The sequence below is a fragment of the Chromobacterium fluminis genome, from assembly GCF_011602385.1.
Classification (GTDB): domain Bacteria; phylum Pseudomonadota; class Gammaproteobacteria; order Burkholderiales; family Chromobacteriaceae; genus Chromobacterium; species Chromobacterium fluminis.
Genome location: NZ_JAAOMA010000022.1, coordinates 13,138 through 30,713 on the forward strand (window position 1 = coordinate 13,138; position 17,576 = coordinate 30,713).

17 protein-coding genes are annotated in these 17,576 nt (G+C 61.6%); 14 read left to right on the plus strand and 3 right to left on the minus strand.

Features of this window, described 5'->3' with window-relative positions; genetic code table 11:
- Positions 1 to 305: 305 nt before the first annotated feature.
- Positions 306 to 1,835, plus strand: coding sequence for an EAL domain-containing protein (locus HA052_RS27680; protein WP_240937379.1), 1,530 nt, complete (start codon positions 306 to 308; stop codon positions 1,833 to 1,835).
- A gap of 75 nt (positions 1,836 to 1,910) precedes the next feature.
- The gene (locus HA052_RS15660) at positions 1,911 to 2,738 is read left to right on the plus strand and encodes an AcrVA2 family anti-CRISPR protein (RefSeq protein WP_081546729.1); all 828 of its coding nucleotides are present in this window, start codon (positions 1,911 to 1,913) and stop codon (positions 2,736 to 2,738) included.
- A gap of 161 nt (positions 2,739 to 2,899) precedes the next feature.
- On the opposite strand, the gene HA052_RS15665 is transcribed toward HA052_RS15660, so the two are convergent.
- Complete coding sequence (locus HA052_RS15665) at positions 2,900 to 3,697, minus strand: response regulator (protein WP_081546727.1); 798 nt, start codon at positions 3,695 to 3,697, stop codon at positions 2,900 to 2,902.
- 300 nt (positions 3,698 to 3,997) lie between these two features.
- Between HA052_RS15665 and flgB the strand changes: the two genes are divergently transcribed.
- From flgB to flgL, 11 genes are all read left to right on the plus strand, one after another.
- Positions 3,998 to 4,411: a flagellar basal body rod protein FlgB gene (flgB, locus tag HA052_RS15670; RefSeq protein ID WP_166452589.1), complete on the plus strand. Its 414-nt coding sequence runs from the start codon at positions 3,998 to 4,000 to the stop codon at positions 4,409 to 4,411.
- Positions 4,411 to 4,821, plus strand: coding sequence for a flagellar basal body rod protein FlgC (gene flgC / locus HA052_RS15675; RefSeq protein WP_081546723.1), 411 nt, complete (start codon positions 4,411 to 4,413; stop codon positions 4,819 to 4,821). Before flgB ends, flgC begins: the two co-directional genes overlap by 1 nt.
- 19 nt (positions 4,822 to 4,840) lie before the next feature.
- Complete coding sequence (locus tag HA052_RS15680; RefSeq protein ID WP_081546721.1) at positions 4,841 to 5,551, plus strand: flagellar hook assembly protein FlgD; 711 nt, start codon at positions 4,841 to 4,843, stop codon at positions 5,549 to 5,551.
- A 36-nt stretch (positions 5,552 to 5,587) separates the two neighbouring features.
- Positions 5,588 to 6,832: a flagellar hook protein FlgE gene (gene flgE, locus HA052_RS15685; RefSeq protein ID WP_081546719.1), complete on the plus strand. Its 1,245-nt coding sequence runs from the start codon at positions 5,588 to 5,590 to the stop codon at positions 6,830 to 6,832.
- Between the two features lie 17 nt (positions 6,833 to 6,849).
- Positions 6,850 to 7,593, plus strand: a complete 744-nt coding sequence (locus HA052_RS15690) for a flagellar basal body rod protein FlgF (protein WP_081546717.1) — start codon at positions 6,850 to 6,852, stop codon at positions 7,591 to 7,593.
- Between the two features lie 72 nt (positions 7,594 to 7,665).
- Positions 7,666 to 8,448, plus strand: a complete 783-nt coding sequence (gene flgG / locus HA052_RS15695) for a flagellar basal-body rod protein FlgG (protein WP_043593001.1) — start codon at positions 7,666 to 7,668, stop codon at positions 8,446 to 8,448.
- A 59-nt stretch (positions 8,449 to 8,507) separates the two neighbouring features.
- A complete protein-coding gene (locus tag HA052_RS15700; RefSeq protein ID WP_081546715.1) occupies positions 8,508 to 9,188 on the plus strand; it encodes a flagellar basal body L-ring protein FlgH in 681 nt (226 codons plus the stop codon).
- A gap of 80 nt (positions 9,189 to 9,268) precedes the next feature.
- Positions 9,269 to 10,345, plus strand: a complete 1,077-nt coding sequence (locus HA052_RS15705; protein ID WP_439823240.1) for a flagellar basal body P-ring protein FlgI — start codon at positions 9,269 to 9,271, stop codon at positions 10,343 to 10,345.
- Between the two features lie 88 nt (positions 10,346 to 10,433).
- On the plus strand, positions 10,434 to 11,420 hold the full coding sequence (gene flgJ, locus HA052_RS15710; RefSeq protein ID WP_240937381.1) for a flagellar assembly peptidoglycan hydrolase FlgJ: 987 nt from the start codon (positions 10,434 to 10,436) through the stop codon (positions 11,418 to 11,420).
- 81 nt (positions 11,421 to 11,501) lie between these two features.
- Positions 11,502 to 13,283, plus strand: coding sequence for a flagellar hook-associated protein FlgK (gene flgK, locus HA052_RS15715; protein WP_166452590.1), 1,782 nt, complete (start codon positions 11,502 to 11,504; stop codon positions 13,281 to 13,283).
- Positions 13,284 to 13,293: 10 nt separating this feature from the next.
- Positions 13,294 to 14,217, plus strand: a complete 924-nt coding sequence (gene flgL, locus HA052_RS15720; protein WP_081546709.1) for a flagellar hook-associated protein FlgL — start codon at positions 13,294 to 13,296, stop codon at positions 14,215 to 14,217.
- Between the two features lie 63 nt (positions 14,218 to 14,280).
- Here flgL and HA052_RS15725 read toward each other — a convergent pair whose 3' ends face one another.
- Both HA052_RS15725 and HA052_RS15730 read right to left on the minus strand, forming a co-directional pair.
- Positions 14,281 to 15,306 carry an SPM autocatalytic domain-containing protein gene (locus tag HA052_RS15725; protein ID WP_166452591.1) on the minus strand — a complete coding sequence of 342 codons (1,026 nt, stop codon included), beginning with the start codon at positions 15,304 to 15,306 and terminating at the stop codon, positions 14,281 to 14,283.
- Positions 15,307 to 15,411: 105 nt separating this feature from the next.
- Positions 15,412 to 16,161, minus strand: coding sequence for an MgtC/SapB family protein (locus tag HA052_RS15730; protein ID WP_166452592.1), 750 nt, complete (start codon positions 16,159 to 16,161; stop codon positions 15,412 to 15,414).
- Positions 16,162 to 16,390: 229 nt separating this feature from the next.
- On the opposite strand from HA052_RS15730, the gene HA052_RS15735 reads away from it, so the two are divergent.
- Entirely contained in the window at positions 16,391 to 17,422 is a 1,032-nt protein-coding gene (locus HA052_RS15735) for a flagellin N-terminal helical domain-containing protein (RefSeq protein ID WP_166452593.1), read from the plus strand.
- The last annotated feature ends 154 nt before the right edge of the window (positions 17,423 to 17,576 follow it).

The following is a 17,576-nucleotide window of genomic DNA, read 5'->3' on the forward strand; positions in this document are numbered from 1 at the left end:
CCGGTGGAAACACAAGAGGCCGGACTATACGGTAAATCGGACGGATTTACAACTGTTTTTTAAAAACATGCCGGCTAAGTATTTGATTGTTTGCCGCTTGCCGCGACGATTCTCCAAAAAAACTGCCGCTTGCCCTCGATGGCGGGCGAGGATGGGGCTCCGGTTGCATGGCGTTGGCTTGTGGAGATTTGCGAGGTTCTAACTACACTTCAACGATGACGGGCCATGCGTGAAACCTTCGTTGAGGGCTGGCAATGAGTGGAAAGAACAGATTCGCAAGCGCGGACCGAGCGCATTCCTGGTTGATGTCCTGCGCCCCGGGCGCGGCCTATGCGGTTTGCGTCGGTTTGGCCCTGGCGTTGATGGTGGGCTTGGCGTTGGCGTTGACGGCGTGGAGGATGCAGTCGGCGGCTGGGGAAAAGGCCGAGTTGGTCGTCGGACAGTTGACCTGGCAATTGTCGCCGGCGTTCGCCGCGCTGACGCGTTTGGACGCGCTGCCGCCTCCGGAGCCGGATTGCCGTGCTCAAACGCAGGCTTTGGCGGAATTGGTTCAGCGCACCTCGCTGGCGCGCTTCGCCCTGGCGCGCGGCGCCGGCGGCGCGCTGTGCGCCTCCCGGCGGGGTGTTTCCGAGGAGGCGGGAGGGTTTGAAAACGGGGCGAGCTTGGTGTCGGCCGGCAATGGCCAGTTGTTGCCGGGCCTGCGGCTGGGGCATGCCGCAGGGGTGATCGAGTTGGATGCCGGGCCGCTGGTGGCTCAATTGGCGTTGGCCGAGCGCGAAGGCTTGAAAGTGAGCTTGCTGGCGGGGGCGCGCGCGCTGGCGGCCAACGGCGAGGTGAGGGATCAAGGAGCGGACACGGTTGGAGAGATGGCTTGGGTGCCGTCTGCACCGGCGCGCATAGGCGTGCTGGCGGCGCCGCAGTGGGCGGTGGTGCCGTTGTTGGCTCTGAAAACCCAATGGTTGGCCTTGTTGGCGGCCGCGGCGTTGGGCGGCGGCGTCGCCTGGGGCGCGCGCCGCGGTTCCGGCGGACGCAAGGCGACGGGTTGGGAGATATCCGAGGGCATTCGGCAAAAAGAGTTTTTCGCCCATTACCAGCCCATCGTCACCGCGGCCAGCGGCGAATGCGTCGGGGTGGAGGTGCTGGCGCGATGGCGGCACCCGGTGCAGGGCAATGTGCGCTCCGAACTCTTTATACAGACCGCGATTGAGGCCGGCATGATTGTGCCGTTGACGCGCTATATGCTGCGGCGGGTGGCCGAGGAGTTGAAGCAGATCGTGTTGCCTCCCGGCTTTATGGTCGGGGTCAATATCTCTACCGATCACCTGGCTTTGCCCGAATTGCTGGAGGATTGCCGGCCACTGGTCAATCTACTGCGTGAAAAGCAGGCGCAGCTGGTGCTGGAGGTGTCGGAGAGAGCTCCGCTGCAGGAGGCTTCCGGCGCACAAAAGGTGATCAACGGCTTGCGGCAGATGGGGGTGAGGCTGGCCTTGGACGACTTTGGCGCCGGCTATGCCGACAAAGCTTATCTGAGCCGCTGGGGCTTCGACTATCTGAAGGTTGAGAAGGGTTACGTGTCGGCCTTGGGTCAAGACAGCCTGAAAGGGAATATCCTGGACGGCCTGCTTTTATCCTCCAGCGAGATGGGAGTGCAGGTCATCGTGAAAGGGGTGGAGACCCAGGGCCAGCAAAGCTATCTGAATGTGAAGGGCTTCGAGTATTTGCAGGGCTTTTATTTTGGCAAGCCGATGACTTTGAATCATTTCAGGCAGTGGCTGTATTCAGGTATTGCGGAAAGCCGTGTCCGCCCGGCCGGCAAGAGGGGGAGCGACGGGTGAGGCCGGATCGCGGCTTGGGTACGCGGGGGCGCTTTGTTACAATGCGCCCTTTTTGTTTCAGGAAAGGGGTAGGGAATGATGTATGCCGTGCAGCGTTATGCGGCCTCCCGTCCTTGGGCCAAGCGCGTCAGCCAGTTGTATGTCCAGGCCTTGCTGCCGTCCGCGGCGCGCAAGGAAATGAAGGAAGTGATCAAGCGCGAACTGGAGCGCGCCGCCCAGGTATTTGCAGTGGAGCAGCAGACCATCGTCGCCGAACTGGCTTTGGCGGAGTCCTGGGGCTGCTTTGCCCGTCATGGCCGCGTGATTTCCCATCTGGATGATGGTTTGGTCCACGCTTTGGCCCACACTCGGCTGCCCTCGCAGTTGCCGGATACGCTGAACTTGCCGGCCGACGCCTTCTTTCTGCATGTGCCGGGCGGCGGCGGAGCTTTTGTCTCGCATCAGCCGGAGCGCAAGGCCTTGCTGCTGACCTTGGTGGGGGAGGGTTTTTCGCGCGACGCCGCGCAATGGCTGCATGAGTCCGACGGAGTGGAGGCCTTGCTGGTCACTTATCCGGGCGAACTGGCGCCGCAGATAACCGCGGTGGCGGAGCGTTGGCAAGCCTTGTTGGCCGCGGTGCTCAACGGTCTTGCAATGATGACTCAGCCCAAGCTGGAGCGGGAGCTGGCCTGGCAGCCGGGCGCGCCGCGCCCATGGGTGGAGCAGGCCGGCGCGCCGACTTGCGTCAAGACCCGGCAGCGCGGCCGAAGTCAATTGCTGAAGGCAGGCTTTAGCGAGGTGAACTTCTGCCGCATTCCCGAGCTGGACGCCGCGCAGGCTTACGCGACTCAGGGTTACTGGCGGCGGCAGGCGTTTGGCGAGGCCAAGGCGAATTCGCGGCTGGTGTGGGTGGCGCCTAAGTAATAAAGAACGGCTGCTTCAAAGCCTGTTCAAAGTCCCGCGAGCAAGGATGAGACAGGGCGAAATCGAGCGAAAAAGCGGAATGTACTAATGCTACATGAGCATTTTGAGCTTGTACTCGCTGTGCAACGCTTCACGAAGCACAGCAGATTTTGAACAGGTTCTCAGTATTCCTGCAGCAGTTCGCGTATGGTGTCTCTCAGCTTGTTGGTGGAGAAGGGCTTGTCGCAGCAGGCCGAGACGCCGGCCGCTTCCACTTCGGCCAGCCGGTCGTGATCGGTCTCGCTGGTGATCATCAGAATGGGGGTGCGCCCCATGGTGCTGCTTTGACGGATGTGGCGAGCCAGCTCGCAGCCGTCCATGCCGGGCATGTGGTAGTCGACGATGATCAACTGAAAGCTTTCGCTCTCCAGCAGCGGCAGCGCGTCGGCGCCGCTGGCGGCTTCGGTGAAGTGTTCGAAGCCCAGGCGCTCCAGCACGGCGCGCACATGGCGGCGCGAGGTCTGGCTGTCGTCGACGATCAGCACCTGGACGTTGGCCAAGTCCGTGTCCACCTCCATGGCCAGGCTTTCGGTATTGATGAAGTCCAGCGCGTTGGCCAGCACCTCGTCCAGTTGGCCGCTGGTGAAGGGCTTGGGCAGGATGCCAAGGCTGCCGGCCTGGCGAATGGGCTCCAGTCGTTCCGGATTGGTTTCGCTGGAAACCAGAATGAAAGGCATGCCGCTGAGGTCGGCGCTTTCGCGCATCTGTTGCAGCAACTGCTGGCCCGTCATGTCGGGCAGGTAATAGGCGCTGATCACCAAGTCGGGGCGCGACTCGCGCGCACGGCTGAGCAGCGATTCGCCGTTGGGATGGGTCTCCACTTTGGAGATGCCCATCTCGCCCAGCGCCTTGCTGATGATCTGCGCCTGCACATGCGACGGCTCCGCCAGCGAGATGATTAAATGTTGTACTTCCAGCATGCCTCTTCCCCCGCCTGTTTTCTCTATTTTCTCAAAGCCGTCCGCAATCGCCTGCCAATGCGTAAGTGTCGGCGATCTCGGACGCGTCTTCAATGGTTCTTATGTTGGTTTGGCACGAATTGCGCGGTGCGGCAAGCAAAATCTGTCGCTTGGGCCGGAGGCGGCAAATCTTGCCGCTCATTGTTGCCGTTTGGGCTGTTGCGGAGAAGGGTTTGTCCGATTGCCTAGAAAAATCAACGGGCTGTTGGGGTTTTATGACTTGGCACGCTTCCTGCTTAACGTCGCCTCAAGGAGGCTGACATGCTAGACAAAATCGCCAAACATTTCGACTTTCAGCAGCGAGCGCTGAATTTGCGGGCCTATCGCACCGAGGTGCTGGCCAGCAATATCGCCAATGACGAAACCCCCAACTACAAAGCGGTGGATTTTGATTTCGGCAAGGCCTTGCAGGCGCAAACCGATGCGCAGGGTCGTTTGGCGATGAATTTGACCGATGCCCGGCACCTTGCGGGCGCCGGCGGCGCGAGCAGCGGCGCCGCGCTGCAATATCGCGCGGCGGTGCAGCCCAGCGTGGACGGCAACACCGTGGACATGGACGTGGAGCGCGCGGCCTTCGCCGACAACGCGGTCCGCTTCCAGTCGACGCTGACTTTTCTGAACAAGCGGATCAGCGGCCTGAGTTCGGCGATCCAGGGCCAGGGAGGCAATGGCTGATGTCTTTGTCCAATGTGTTTTCCATTTCCGGTTCGGCCATGTCGGCGCAGTCGATGCGCCTCAGCCTGGTGGCGAGCAATATCGCCAACGCGGAAAGTTCGACCAGCTCCACGGGGGAGCCCTACAAAGGGCGTCACGCGGTGTTCACCGCGATTCCGGTGACGGCGTCGCAGCCGCAGGTGGCGGGCGTGCGTGTGACCGCGGTGGTAGAAGATCAGACCCCGCCGCGGCTCAAGTACGACCCGGGCAATCCGCTGGCTGACCAGCGCGGCTACGTGACGATGCCCAATGTGAATCCGGTGGAGGAGATGGCCGACATGATCGCCGCCTCCCGCGCTTACCAGAATAATGTCGAAATCATGAATACGGCCAAGACGCTGCAGCAGAAAGTGCTGCAGTTGGGCCAGTGAGGCGAGAGGAGTAAAGGCGATGGCTAGCGCAAATCCTTATGACGTACTGAATAGTCAGACTCAGACCAATCCGAACAGCAGCGTCAACGGCAGCAAGAGCAATTCCGGCGTGGTCGGCTCCAGCGCCAGCGACATTCAGAACACCTTTCTGAAACTGTTCGTGGCCCAGATGCGTTCTCAAGACCCGATGAACCCGATGGACAACAGTCAGATGACGGCCCAGATGGCGCAGATCAGCCAAGTGGGCGGTATTCAGCAGCTAAATCAGTCCATGCAGGCGCTGATCGGCGCGCAGGCGGCGTCCCAGTCGCTGATGGCGTCCAGCATGATAGGCAAAAAAGTACTGGTGGCCGGCAGCAGCCTGCCCAAGCCGCCGGATGGCGGCACCACCCCGGCCGGCGTGTTGCTGAACGGCCCGGCGCAGACTGTGAAAGTCAGCGTCAAGGACGCCAACGGCAATGTGGTTCGCACCATGACCATCGACAAGCCGGTGGCCGGCGTCAACACCTTCAGCTGGGACGGCAAGAACGACAAGGGCGAAGTGGTGCCGGCGGGCAAATACAGCTTCAGCGCCGACGTGACCCAGGCCAGCGCCAATGGCAGCACTACGGCCGTGGCCTACAACACGCAGACAGTGACCGCGGTGGCCTGGGATCAGGGCATCCCAGAGCTGGTGCTGCCGGACGGCAGCCGTGCCCAATTGGGCGACGTGGCGCAGATGACCGCCTGATCCTGCTGACCTCATTCGACTTCAAGGACTGACATCATGGGCTTTCAACAAGGTTTGAGCGGCTTGAACGCCGCCTCCACCCAACTGGACACCATCGGCAACAACGTGGCCAATGCCAACACCGTCGGCTTCAAGAGTTCGCGCACGGAGTTTGCCGACATGTACGGCAATACCCTGTACGGCATCGCCACCACCACGCCGGGCATTGGCGTCAAGGTGGCCGCGGTGACGCAGAACATGAGCAACGGCAACGTGACCACTACGGGCCGCAGCTTGGACCTGGCGATCAACAACGGCGGCTTCTTCACCGTGGCCCAGCCGGACGGCACCTTGTCCTACACCCGTAACGGCCAGTTCCAGATCAATAATCAGGGCTATGTGGTCAATAACGGCAACTTCTTGCAGGGATGGCAGGCGGACGCCGCCGGCAATATCACCCAGGGGCCGGTCAGCAAAATACAGCTGAACTCCAACCTAGTGTCACCGCAGGCCACCACCAAGGCCACCCTTGGCATCAACCTGGATTCCCGCAGCACGGTGCCGACCGTTACGCCGCTGGACCCGACCAATTCGGCCTCCTACAACTGGTCCAACACCAATACGGTTTACGATTCGCTGGGCAACCCGCACCAGGTGACCATGTACTATGTCGCCGGCGCGCCCACCGCCGCCGGCCGGACCTGGACCGCGACCGCCTATGTGGACGGCAACCCGGCCAATAACACGCCGCCCAACAGCAACAATTTTTCGCTGACCTTCAATACGTCTGGCGTGCTGACCACGCCCGGACCGTTCAATATCAATTTCACCCCCAGCCCGCTCAACGGCTCGGCGGTGCCACAGACCGTGGCCTTCAGCTTTACCGGTTCCACCCAGGTGGGGCAGAACTTCGGCGTGACCACTCCGCCGACCATCGACGGCTCCGCGCCCGGTAACCTGAAGGGCATCAATATTTCGTCCTCCGGTATCATCCAGGCGACGTTCACCAACGGCCAGACTAAGACCATAGGCCAGGTTGCTCTCGCCAACTTCATCAATCCGCAAGGCTTGCAGTCCAAGGGCAATAATCTGTGGGCGCAGACCTACGATTCCGGCATCGCCTCCTACAATGCGCCCGGCACCGGCAATACCGGCACTATTCAGGCCGGCGCGGTGGAGGATTCCAACGTCGATCTGACCGCGGAACTGGTCAATATGATCACCGCGCAGCGCTATTACCAGGCCAATGCGCAGACCATCAAGACCCAGGACACCCTGGTGCAGACCTTGCTGAACATCTGATGAACTGAGCGCGCGCGATGGATAGAATGCTTTACCTGGCGATGAACGGCGCCAAGCACGTGATGTGGCAGCAAGCCACCACCGCCAACAATCTGGCCAATGTGCACACCAACGGCTTCAAGGCCGACGTGGTGGCGTTTCGCGCCTTGCCAGTGGTGGGCGAGGGCGCGCCGACGCGGACCTATGTGGTGGACAACACCGTGGGCCACGACCTGAGCCAGGGCAGCCTGATGCATACCGGCAACGTCAGCGACTTCGCCATCGGCTCCAAGGGCTTCTTCGCGGTGCAGGCGCCGGACGGCGCCGAAGCTTATACTCGCGACGGCGGTTATGTGCTCGACGCCACCGGCATGATGCGCACCCGTTCCGGTCTGCCCATCATGGGCGACGGCGGTCCCATCGTTGTGCCCACCGGTTCCCGCATTCAATTGGGGGAAGACGGTTCGGTAGTGGCGATTCCGCTATCCGGCGTAGTGCGCACGCCGCAGTTGGTCGGACAGATCAAGATGGTCAATCCTGGCCCCAAGGATGTGTACAAGGGCGAGGACGGCCTGTTCCGCGTCAACGGTGGCGGCAACGCGGCCGCCGACGCCAACGTCAAGCTGGTGCCGGAAATGTTGGAGGCCAGCAATGTCAATTCGGTGGAAAGCCTGGTGCAGATGATCTCCCACGCCCGCCAGTACGACCTCAACGTCCGTCTGATGCAGACCGCGCAGCAAGGCGATCAGCAGGCGGCTCAGCTGTTGTCCACCAACGGTTAAACCATAAGATTAAGATTTCGCCGCGGCGGCCCGGTAGAGGCTGTGCGGTTCTGGAGACGAGGTAAACAAGCCATGATGCGCGCACTGTACATCGCCAAGACCGGCATGGATTCCAGCCAGTTTCAACTGGACGTGGTGTCCAATAACCTGGCTAACGTCAACACCGTGGGTTTCAAGCGCAGCCGCGGCATTTTCGAGGACTTGTATTACCAGACCTTGCGTCAGCCCGGCGCGCAGTTGGCCAACGGCAACACCACGCCCACCGGTCTGCAGGTGGGAACCGGTTCGGCGGCGGTGGCCACCGCCCGCATCCACTCCCAGGGGAATATGACTCAGACCGGGCAGCCGCTGGACATGGCGATCGCCGGCGAGGGCTTCTTCCGCATCCAGCTGCCGGACGGCACCACCGCGTATACCCGCAACGGCGAGTTCAAGCGCAACTCCAATGGCGACGTGGTGAACCCTGACGGCTATCCGCTGAATCCCAATATCAACATCCCCGGTACCGCCAACCAGATTACGGTGTCCACCGCCGGGGTGGTGCAGTACTTTTTACCCAATAACCCGGCGGCGCAAACCGCGGGCACCATCCAGCTCACCACCTTCATCAACCCGCAGGGCCTGGAAAGCGTGGGCAACAACCTGTATTTGCAGTCCGCATCCTCCGGCGATCCGCAGGACGGGGACCCGCAGACCGATACCCGCGGCGCGGTGCGTTCCGGTTTCGTGGAAGCGTCCAACGTCAACGTCACCGAGGAACTGGTCAATATGATCACCGCGCAGCGCGCGTTTGAAATGAACTCGCGGGCGATCACCACTGCGGATCAGATGCTGCAGAAACTGAGCCAGCTGTAAGCCGGAGCGGGCCGCCGGCAGAAGGCGGTCGATCGAGATTTGAATTGACGAGGTGTTTGATGAAGGCGATGGCGATGGCGGCGATGCTGGCCGCACTATTAAGCGCTTGCGTGACCCAGGAGCCGCCGCTGGTGCAGCAGCCGACCAGCGCGCGGCCGCAGCCGCAGCCGGTCAGCATGCCCACCAATGGCTCGATTTTCCAGGTGGCCAGTTACCGGCCTTTGTTTCAGGACCGGATGCCGGCCTATGTCGGCGACACCTTGACGGTGAACATCCAGGAAAACTCGTCGACGTCGGCGTCGGAGCAGACAACCAATACCCGCACCTCGGGCCTGAACAGCAGCATCAACGCCGGCATCAAGATTCCCTTCCTACCCAGCGGCGCCGCCGGTGGTTTGGCCGGGGCCAATTTTGGCGGCTCGGGTTCGGCCAACAATACCGGCAAGGGCGACAACAAGGTGGCCACCTCCTTTGTCAGCTCCATCACTGTCACGGTGTTGGAGGTGTTGCCCAACGGTAATTTGTCGATCAGTGGCGAAAAAGTCGTGCGTGTGAACAGCGATACCGAGTCGATCCGGCTGTCCGGCGTGGTCAATCCGCGCGATATCAGCGCGGATCGCAGCGTGTCTTCGCTCAAGGTGGCGGATGCCCGCATCGAGCAGCAGACCAAGGGCACGCACCGGCTGTACAATGAGCCGGGCTGGCTGGCCAAGTTTTTCATGAGCATATTGCCGATTTAACGGATTACCGGCCCGCCGCGGTCGCTTAGCGGGCGCGATGGGCTGAAAGCGGGCGGAAAATGAAGCGATTGATGTTAGGGATGTTGTTGGCGCTGGCGCTGTTCCCGGCCATGGCGGCGCAGCGTTTGAAGGATCTGACCAATGTCGGTGGGGTGCGTCCCAACCAACTGATAGGCTACGGCCTGGTGGTGGGTCTGGATGGCAGCGGCGACAAGGTTACCTCCTCGCCCTTCACCGGCCAGGCGATGTCCAATATGCTGAATCAGCTGGGCGTGCAAGTGCCTCCGGGCACCAAGCTCGACCCCAAGAACATCGCCGCGGTCACGCTGACCGCGACCTTGCCGCCGTTTGCGCGGCAGGGGCAGGCGATAGACGTGACGGCCTCGTCTATCGGCGATGCCAAAAGCCTGCGCGGCGGCACCTTGCTGCTGTCGCCGCTAAAAGGCGCGGATGGTCAGATCTACGCGATGGCGCAGGGCAATGTGGTCGTCGGCGGCGCCGGCGCCTCGGCGGGCGGCAGCTCCGCCCAGATCAATCAGCTTAGCGTGGGCCGCATTCCCGCGGGCGCCACGGTGGAGCGCGAAGTGCCTACTGCGCTGGGGTCCGGCGAATTCGTCAATCTGGAACTGCGCGAGTCCGATTTCACCACCGCCAACCGCGTGGTGCAGGCGATCAACAAATCGTTCGGCCAGGGCACCGCGCGCGCGGTGGACGGCAGGCTGATCGAAGTGCGCGCGCCGTTCGATCCGGACCAGCGCGTGCAGTTTCTGTCCAAGATGGAAAATATTGCCGTCGACCCGGCAGATGTTTCCCCCACCGTCATCATCAACGCCCGCACCGGCTCCATCGTGATGAATCAGGCGGTGACCCTGGCGCCGTGCGCGGTATCGCACGGCAACCTGACCGTAACTGTCAGCAACACGCCGCAAGTGAGTCAGCCCAATCCGTTGTCGGGCGGCAAGACTACGGTGACCAACCAGGCGGACATCAGCATCAACACCCCGGGCAGCAAGCTGATTAGCCTGCCCAACGGAGCCAATCTGTCGCGAGTGGTGGCGGCGCTGAACGCGCTGGGCGCGAATGCTCAGGACCTGATTTCCATTTTGCAGGCGATGAAGTCCGCCGGCGCGCTGAAAGCAGACTTGCAGATCATCTGAGCCTTGCGAGGCCAGAAAAAAGACGGCCAAGCAGCCGTCTTTTTTTCTGGCCCGAATCTTGCTTTTAGATGAATTCCAGGAGCGAGAAATGACGATTCAGTCCATCAATACCGGTGCCATGAGCGCCAACGATTTGCTAAACCGGCAGTTGGCTGTGGATCCGAGCCAGCTGAATGAGCTGCGGGCACAGGCGATCAAAGACCCAAAGGGCGCGGCGCGGCAAGTGGCGTCGCAGTTCGAGGCCTTATTGATGAACACCTTGCTCAAGAATATGCGCGAGACCAAGTTCGACCCGGAAGGCGAATCCAACGATTTGAGCACCTACCAAGGCCTGTACGATCAGCAACTGACCCAGGCTTTGAGCTCCAACGGCGGTTTGGGTTTGGGCGATATGCTGTATCGCCAGATCGCCAAACAGTCGAATTTCGATCCGGACGACAAGAGCGCGCACACGGTTTACGCCGCTCCGGGCCCGCAACTGGCCGCGCGTCCGACCGGTGGCTCCAAGGCCTTGCTGGCCTACCAGGAGGCGCAGCAGACCGCCGGCGCGGCGCTGACCTTGGCTACCCCGGCGGCTCAGGCCAAGACCGAAGCGGCCGGCAAGGGTGGCAGCCGCGACTTCGCCGCCGAGATGTTGCCGCATGCCCGCACGGCCGCGGCCCAACTGGGCGTGGCGCCTGAAGCGGTGGTCGCGCATGCGGCGCTGGAAAGCGGCTGGGGTAAGCGGGCGATCCGCCACCCGGACGGCAGCAACAGCCATAATCTGTTCGGCATCAAGGCCAGCGGGGATTGGCAAGGGCGCACGGTTAGCGTGATGACCACCGAATACGAGGGTGGGATCGCACAGAAGCGGGTGGAAAAATTCCGCGCCTACGGTTCTTACGCCGAGGCTTTCAGCGATTATGCCCGTCTGTTGAAGGATTCGCCGCGCTACAAGAGCGCGTTGAACCAAGGGCAGAACATGTATGGTTTCGCGCATGCGCTGCAATCCGGCGGCTACGCCACCGATCCGCGCTACGCGCGCAAGCTGGTGGACGTGGCGGCGACATTGGCGCAGCAAACCACGCGCAGTTAAGGACAAGGCAGCGGCGACCGAGCTTGCACTTCAGGGTCAAGTTTTGGCGCGCCGGGCCGATAAGGCAAAGAGAGGTAAATCATGAGCTCCAATATTTTCTCGATCGGCGTGAGCGGACTGAATGCGGCTCAAACGGCTTTGTCGGTAACCGGCAACAACATCGCCAACGTCTCCACGCCGGGGTACAACGTTCAATACATCACCCAGGCCGGCCGCACGCCGCAATATCAGGGCTTCGGCTTCCTGGGGCAGGGCGTGGACGTCACCAATGTGCTGCGCACCTATGACAAATTCCTGTCCGGCCAGGTGCAGACCGCGCAGACCAACAGCAGCTATTACAGCACCCAGGTCAAGCAGCTGAATCAGATCAACAATCTGATGGCGTCGACCGACGTGTCCATCCTCCCCGCCTTGCAGGATTTCTTCGGCGCGATGCAGACGCTGTCGCAGCAGCCGGACGCCATTCCCAGCCGGCAGACCGTGTTGAACATGGCTCAGGCCTTGAGCACCAAGTTCGCCACCATCGACGGACAGCTGCAACAGCTGCAGTCCGGCGCCAACGGCCAGATCAAGACCACGGTGGACAGCATCAACGCGCTGGCCACGCAGATCGCCAGCCTCAATACCGAAATCGCCGCATTGACCGGCGGCAATCAGCTGAGCGCGCAGCCCAATACGCTGATGGACCAGCGCGATCAGGCTATGCTGGAGCTGAACAAGTTGGTCAGCGCCAAGGCGGTGCCGCAGGCGGATGGCACTTACTCGGTGTATATCGGCAACGGCCAGACCCTGGTGACCGGCGGTCAGACCAACACCCTGGCCACCCAGCCGCTGCCCAGCGATCCCACCACCTTGCAATTGGTGTTCAACAATCCCAACGGCACGGTGACGGCGATTCCGAACAATCTGGTTTCCGGCGGCCAGCTGGGCGGTTTGCTGAACTTTCGCGATGGTCCCCTGCTGCAGGCTCGGCAGCAATTGGGCACGATGGCGATCAATTTTTCCGCTTCAATCAATTATCAGAATCAACTGGGCGTGGACAATACCGGCGCAGCCGGCCTGCCCATCTTCAACGATCTGAGCAGCTACGCCTCCAATCCGCAGAATGCAGCCAGCAATCTGCAAGTGCTGATGGGCGATCCCAATAAACTGGCCACCGCGTCCAATATGGTGTCCACCGGCGGCGCCGGGGGCAACGGCGTCACCATGAGCGGCGTGTGGGCCACCTTGCCGGGCGGTTACGCGGGCAGCATCAACAGCGTGCCGCCGGTCTTTCCCGGCACCGGCACGCATCCGTCCATCGGCATGACCGGGATGACCATCACCGCAGCGGGCAGCCCGGCGACGATGACGGCCACCATCGCGGGCCCCAACGGCGGCGGACCTTACAATGTGGTTCCGGTGGGCGGCGGGGCCAGCAACAGCTTCAAGTTGCAGACAACGGCGGTGCCGCCGGTGGACGTGGGCGTCAGCTTTCAGCTGTCCGGCGCGCCGATCAACGGCCAGACTTTTACCGTGGGACCGGCCCCGGCCGGCACCAAGCCGCCGCCGGGCGACAACACCAATTTGCGCGAGTTGCTGGCGCAGCAGAACCTTAAGCTGGTGGGCAATCAGTCCTATGGTTCCTATTATTCGACTCTGGTGGCTTCGGTGGGCAATCAGACCAATACCGCGCAATTGCAGTCCGCGGCCATGCTGAATACGTTGAAGCAGACCACGGAAAGCCTGTCCAACGTCACCGGGGTGAGCCTGGATCAGGAGGCGGCCAATCTGATCAAGTATCAACAGTCCTATCAGGCGTGCAGCAAGGTGATACAGGTGGCGCAAACCACCTTCTCCAGCATTCTGAACCTGATGGGCTAAGGAGAGACCGATGCGTATCAGCTCCAACAACATTTATCAGTCCGGCCTGAACAATATGCAGAGCTTGCAGGCCAGTATTTACAAGCTCACGATGCAGATCGACAATCAGCAGCGGGTGGTGACGCCGGCCGACGATCCGGTGGCCGCGGCGCGTATTCTGCTGATCAGTCAGTCGCAGGGCCAGAACAGCCAGTACATCAGCAATACCCAGGCAGTGAGCTCTTGGTTGTCGCTGTCCGAGACCGCGATTAAAAGTTCGTCGGACCTAATGGCCAGCATGAAGAGCCTGGCGATTTCCGCCGGCAGCGGCGCCTTGAGCCCAACCGAGCTGCAGGCGATTCAGAAGCAGTTGCAGGAGGGCATTACCGAGTTGACGACCTACGCCAACTCCACGGACGGCCGCGGCAATTATCTGTTCAGCGGCAACAAGACCGATACGCTGCCTTTCGCGGTCAGCCTGTCGGCGGTGCCGCCGGCTTCGTATCTGGGCGATACCGGCCAGCGCAGTGTACAGATCAGCGCCTCGCAGCAGATGACGATTTCCGATCCGGGCAGCACGGTGTTCGGCACGCCGGGCGGCAGCGCCACCGCGGCCTTCGATGGCCTGATTCAGTTGAACACCCTGTTGGGCCAGAATCCAAAGCCAGCCAACTTCGGAACCCAGTTGAACAGCGCGATCAACGCCATCGACTCGGCTCAGCAGCAGATGTCGCTAGCGTTGGCGTCCATCGGCGCTCGCGGCCAGCAGAACGACAATATGCAGAATGTAGGGGGCAGCCTGAAGCTGCAGTACGCCAGCAGCATTGGCGATTTGCAGGATCTGGACATGCCGCAGGCGATCTCTGATTTCACCCTGGCGCAGACCTCGTTGAAATACAGCCAGCTGACCTATAACAAGGTGACTCAGCTCTCGCTGTTCAACTATATCTCCTGACCGGCGTCCGCCGGATACGACAAAGGCCGCGCAAGCGGCCTTTGTCGTTGGCGCGGGCCGGGTTCAGCCGTAGACGTCTACCTGGCTGACGCGGCCGGCGCGGCCGTCTTCGGTCAGATAGACGCCGGAACGGCGGATGTCGGCTTGGGATTGATTGTCGGCGTTCTTGATGCTGAACGGACTGTCCACGCTGGGCAGCAGGATGGCGCCGATGCCCAATTCCTTCAAGCCCATCAACTGGTCCTTGTCGCCGTCGCGGCCGGACCAGAGCTTCAATTGCGCGAACGCGGCGTCGCCGTCGTCCAGCACGCCGTCGCCGTTGCCGTCCAGCTTGGCCAGATCGGCGAAGCCGTTGCCTGATTGGGTGCCGAACAATTCCTTGCCGTCATTGATCTTGCCGTCGCCGTTGCGGTCCAGGGCCAGCCAGCCGCCGTTGTTGATGAAGGGCAGCTGGGTTTGCTTGCCGTTGCTTTGCAGGTCGAAGCTGACGCTGGCGCCGCTGAAGCTGCCGGCGTCGTTGCCCAGACTGAGCATCAGCGGGTCGGTGGCCTTGCCGTTGCCAAACTGTATCGTGCTGCTGCTGTGGTATTCGAAGCTGCGGCTCATTTGCACGTCCAGCGCGAAATTGAACTCGCGTCCGTCCTGGGTCTTGATCGAACCCTTGGCCGAAAACGCCAGGCTTTCGCTTTCCTGATAGTCAACGGTTTGTTTGAGTTCGCCGCCGGCGCGCGCTTGCTGCGACTGCGGGGCAGAGGACTGGCCGGATCGCGCGGGGCGCGAGTCGGCGGATGGCTCGTCTTGGCCGTCGTCTCTTTGCAAAGTGCCGTCAACAACCTTGAACTTGACGCCCAGCACCTTTTCCAGAATGTCCTTGATCAGCCCCAGCATCGGCGTCATGCCATCGGCGAAGGCTTTGTCTTTGGCGCTGGCGTTGACGCCGTCGGAGCTTAGGCTGACGTCGGAGGAAGGTTTGGCCGGAGGGGAGGACGGGGGCAGCTGCACCCAGGTGCGGCTTTGTTGTTGAACGCTGAGGCTTTGGCTGAAGCTGTATTGGCTGCTCATCGACAGCGCCATGGACGCGACTCGCATTGCAGACTCCGGAACAGGAAGTGTAGGTGAACTGATATCGTCAATCCGGAGGGAAACTTGATGGCGTGGAAACACCTAGCCGGCGGGCCGGCCGGGCGATAGGCCTTAATTGCGCGCGGGCTGGATGCTGAGGGTTTCGATATGGTCGATCTGCATGATGTCGCGCGACAGGTCCACGACATTGATCAGGTCGCGCCGGTTTTGCGCGGAGACCAGAAAGCTCCATTCGGTGGCGTCCGGGCCGGCGTTCAGCGCGATGCTGTCCTCGTGCAGACGCACGCCGAAGCGAAGCAGACCGGCGCTGAGCGTCTGCACCGTCCATTGGTATTCCGGCTTGAAGCGGATGACGATGAACAGGCTGAAGCGGCGCGGCAAGCGGTTCTCCATCTGATTGATGGAGAGCATGCACAGCACGCACAGCAAAGTAATGGCGATGGCGGCGGCGTAGAAACCGACGCCGACCAGGATGCCGATCACAGAGGACATCCAGATCGAGGCGGCGGAGGTGAGGCCGCTGATGCTCAGCCCTTCCTTCATGATCATGCCGGCGCCCAGGAAGCCGACGCCGGTCAGGACGCCTTGGGCCACCCGGGTCATGTCGCCATGGGTCATGTCGGGATAGAGGCCGCCGTACCAGTAGCCGGAATAGCCGACGATGCTGATGGCCGCTGCGGAGGCCATGGATACCAGGCCATAGGTGCGCATGCCGGCGGCGCGGCCGTTGAACCAGCGCTCGTAACCCACCAGGCAACCCAGCAGCAGGCCGCCGAACAGGTTTAGCGTGATGAGTAGATTGATTTCCCACTTGGGGGTAGACCAGTACTGAGCGATCAGTTCGGAAAAGGATAGTGCCATGCGGGCTCCTGCGGCGCTTTGAAACGGCGAACGGACCGACGATAGCAAGTTGCGAGGCCGGCGGCTACTGGCTTGAGGGCGCGGCATGCTCAGGGGCGAGGAGGCGAGGCAAGACGGCGATGTGATTTTTCACGTTCCGGGCGGGCTTAAGTTTGCCAGTAGACGGCCGCCTTGTGATGGTGACGGCAGCGATGCCGGACCAACCAACCTGACTTCTGGAGCAAAAGCTATGCTGAGCCTGCACACCAATATCGCCGCACTGAACACCAAGTCCAACCTGACCGGCACCCAAACCGCGCTGTCCACCTCGATGACCCGTCTGGGCACCGGCTTCCGCATCAACTCCGCAATGGACGACGCCGCCGGCCTGCAGATCGCCACCCGTCTGGACGCGCAAAGCCGCGGCATGCAAGTGGCGATGAAGAACGCGCAGAACGGCATCTCCATGCTGCAAACCGCCGAAGGCGCGCTGAACGAAGTGTCCAACATCCTGCAGCGTATGAAGGACCTGTCCACCGAAGGCGCCAACGCCACCTCCACCAAGGCCGACAAGAGCGCGATGCAGTCCGAATTCGCCGAACTGGGCAAGGAACTGACCAATATCATGAAGAACACCTCCTTCGGCGGCGAGAAACTGCTGCAAGGCGGCAAGCTGACCGATGAGATGAAGTTCCAGATCGGCGCATCGGCCGACGAATCCATGACGGTGAACATGAAGGATGGCATGACCGCGCTGAACAATGCGCTGGGCAGCGTTTCCAAGACCTTCTTCAAGGATGACGCCGCCGGCACCGCCTACGCTACCGCCGTCAAGACCGCTACCGATGCGATGCCGGCCCTGGTGACCGCGACCGACACCGCCAAAGCCGCTTACGACGCTGCACCGACCGATGGCGCCAAGAAAACGGCTTACGAAACCGCGCTGAAGGCACAGCAAGACGGCCAGGCCGCGGTAGATAAGGCCACCAATGGCGACGAAATCGGCAAGACCGACACCATCAACACCATCCAGGCCGCTCTGGATTCGGTAGGTTCGGTTCGCTCCTCCCTGGGCGCCAACGCCAACCGTCTGGACCACGTGAACAACAACCTGGCCAACGTGAACAACAACACCCTGGCCGCCAAGGGTCGTATCATGGATACCGACTACGCCAACGAAAGCGCCAGCATGACTTCCAAGCAAATGCTGATGCAAGCCGGCACTTCCATGCTGAAGCAAAGCGGCAGTATGAGCAGCCTGGCCATGTCCCTGCTGCAGTAATTTACGATTCAGCGTCGATCCGGCGCGAGTCCAAAGCCAGCTGCGTATGCGGCTGGCTTTTTTTGCGTCATGCGAGTGGTTTTTTTCAAGGAGCACGGCTATTTCAATCCGAGCGATCACGGCGGCGACTCCGGTCGCGCCGAGCGCGCCGGTT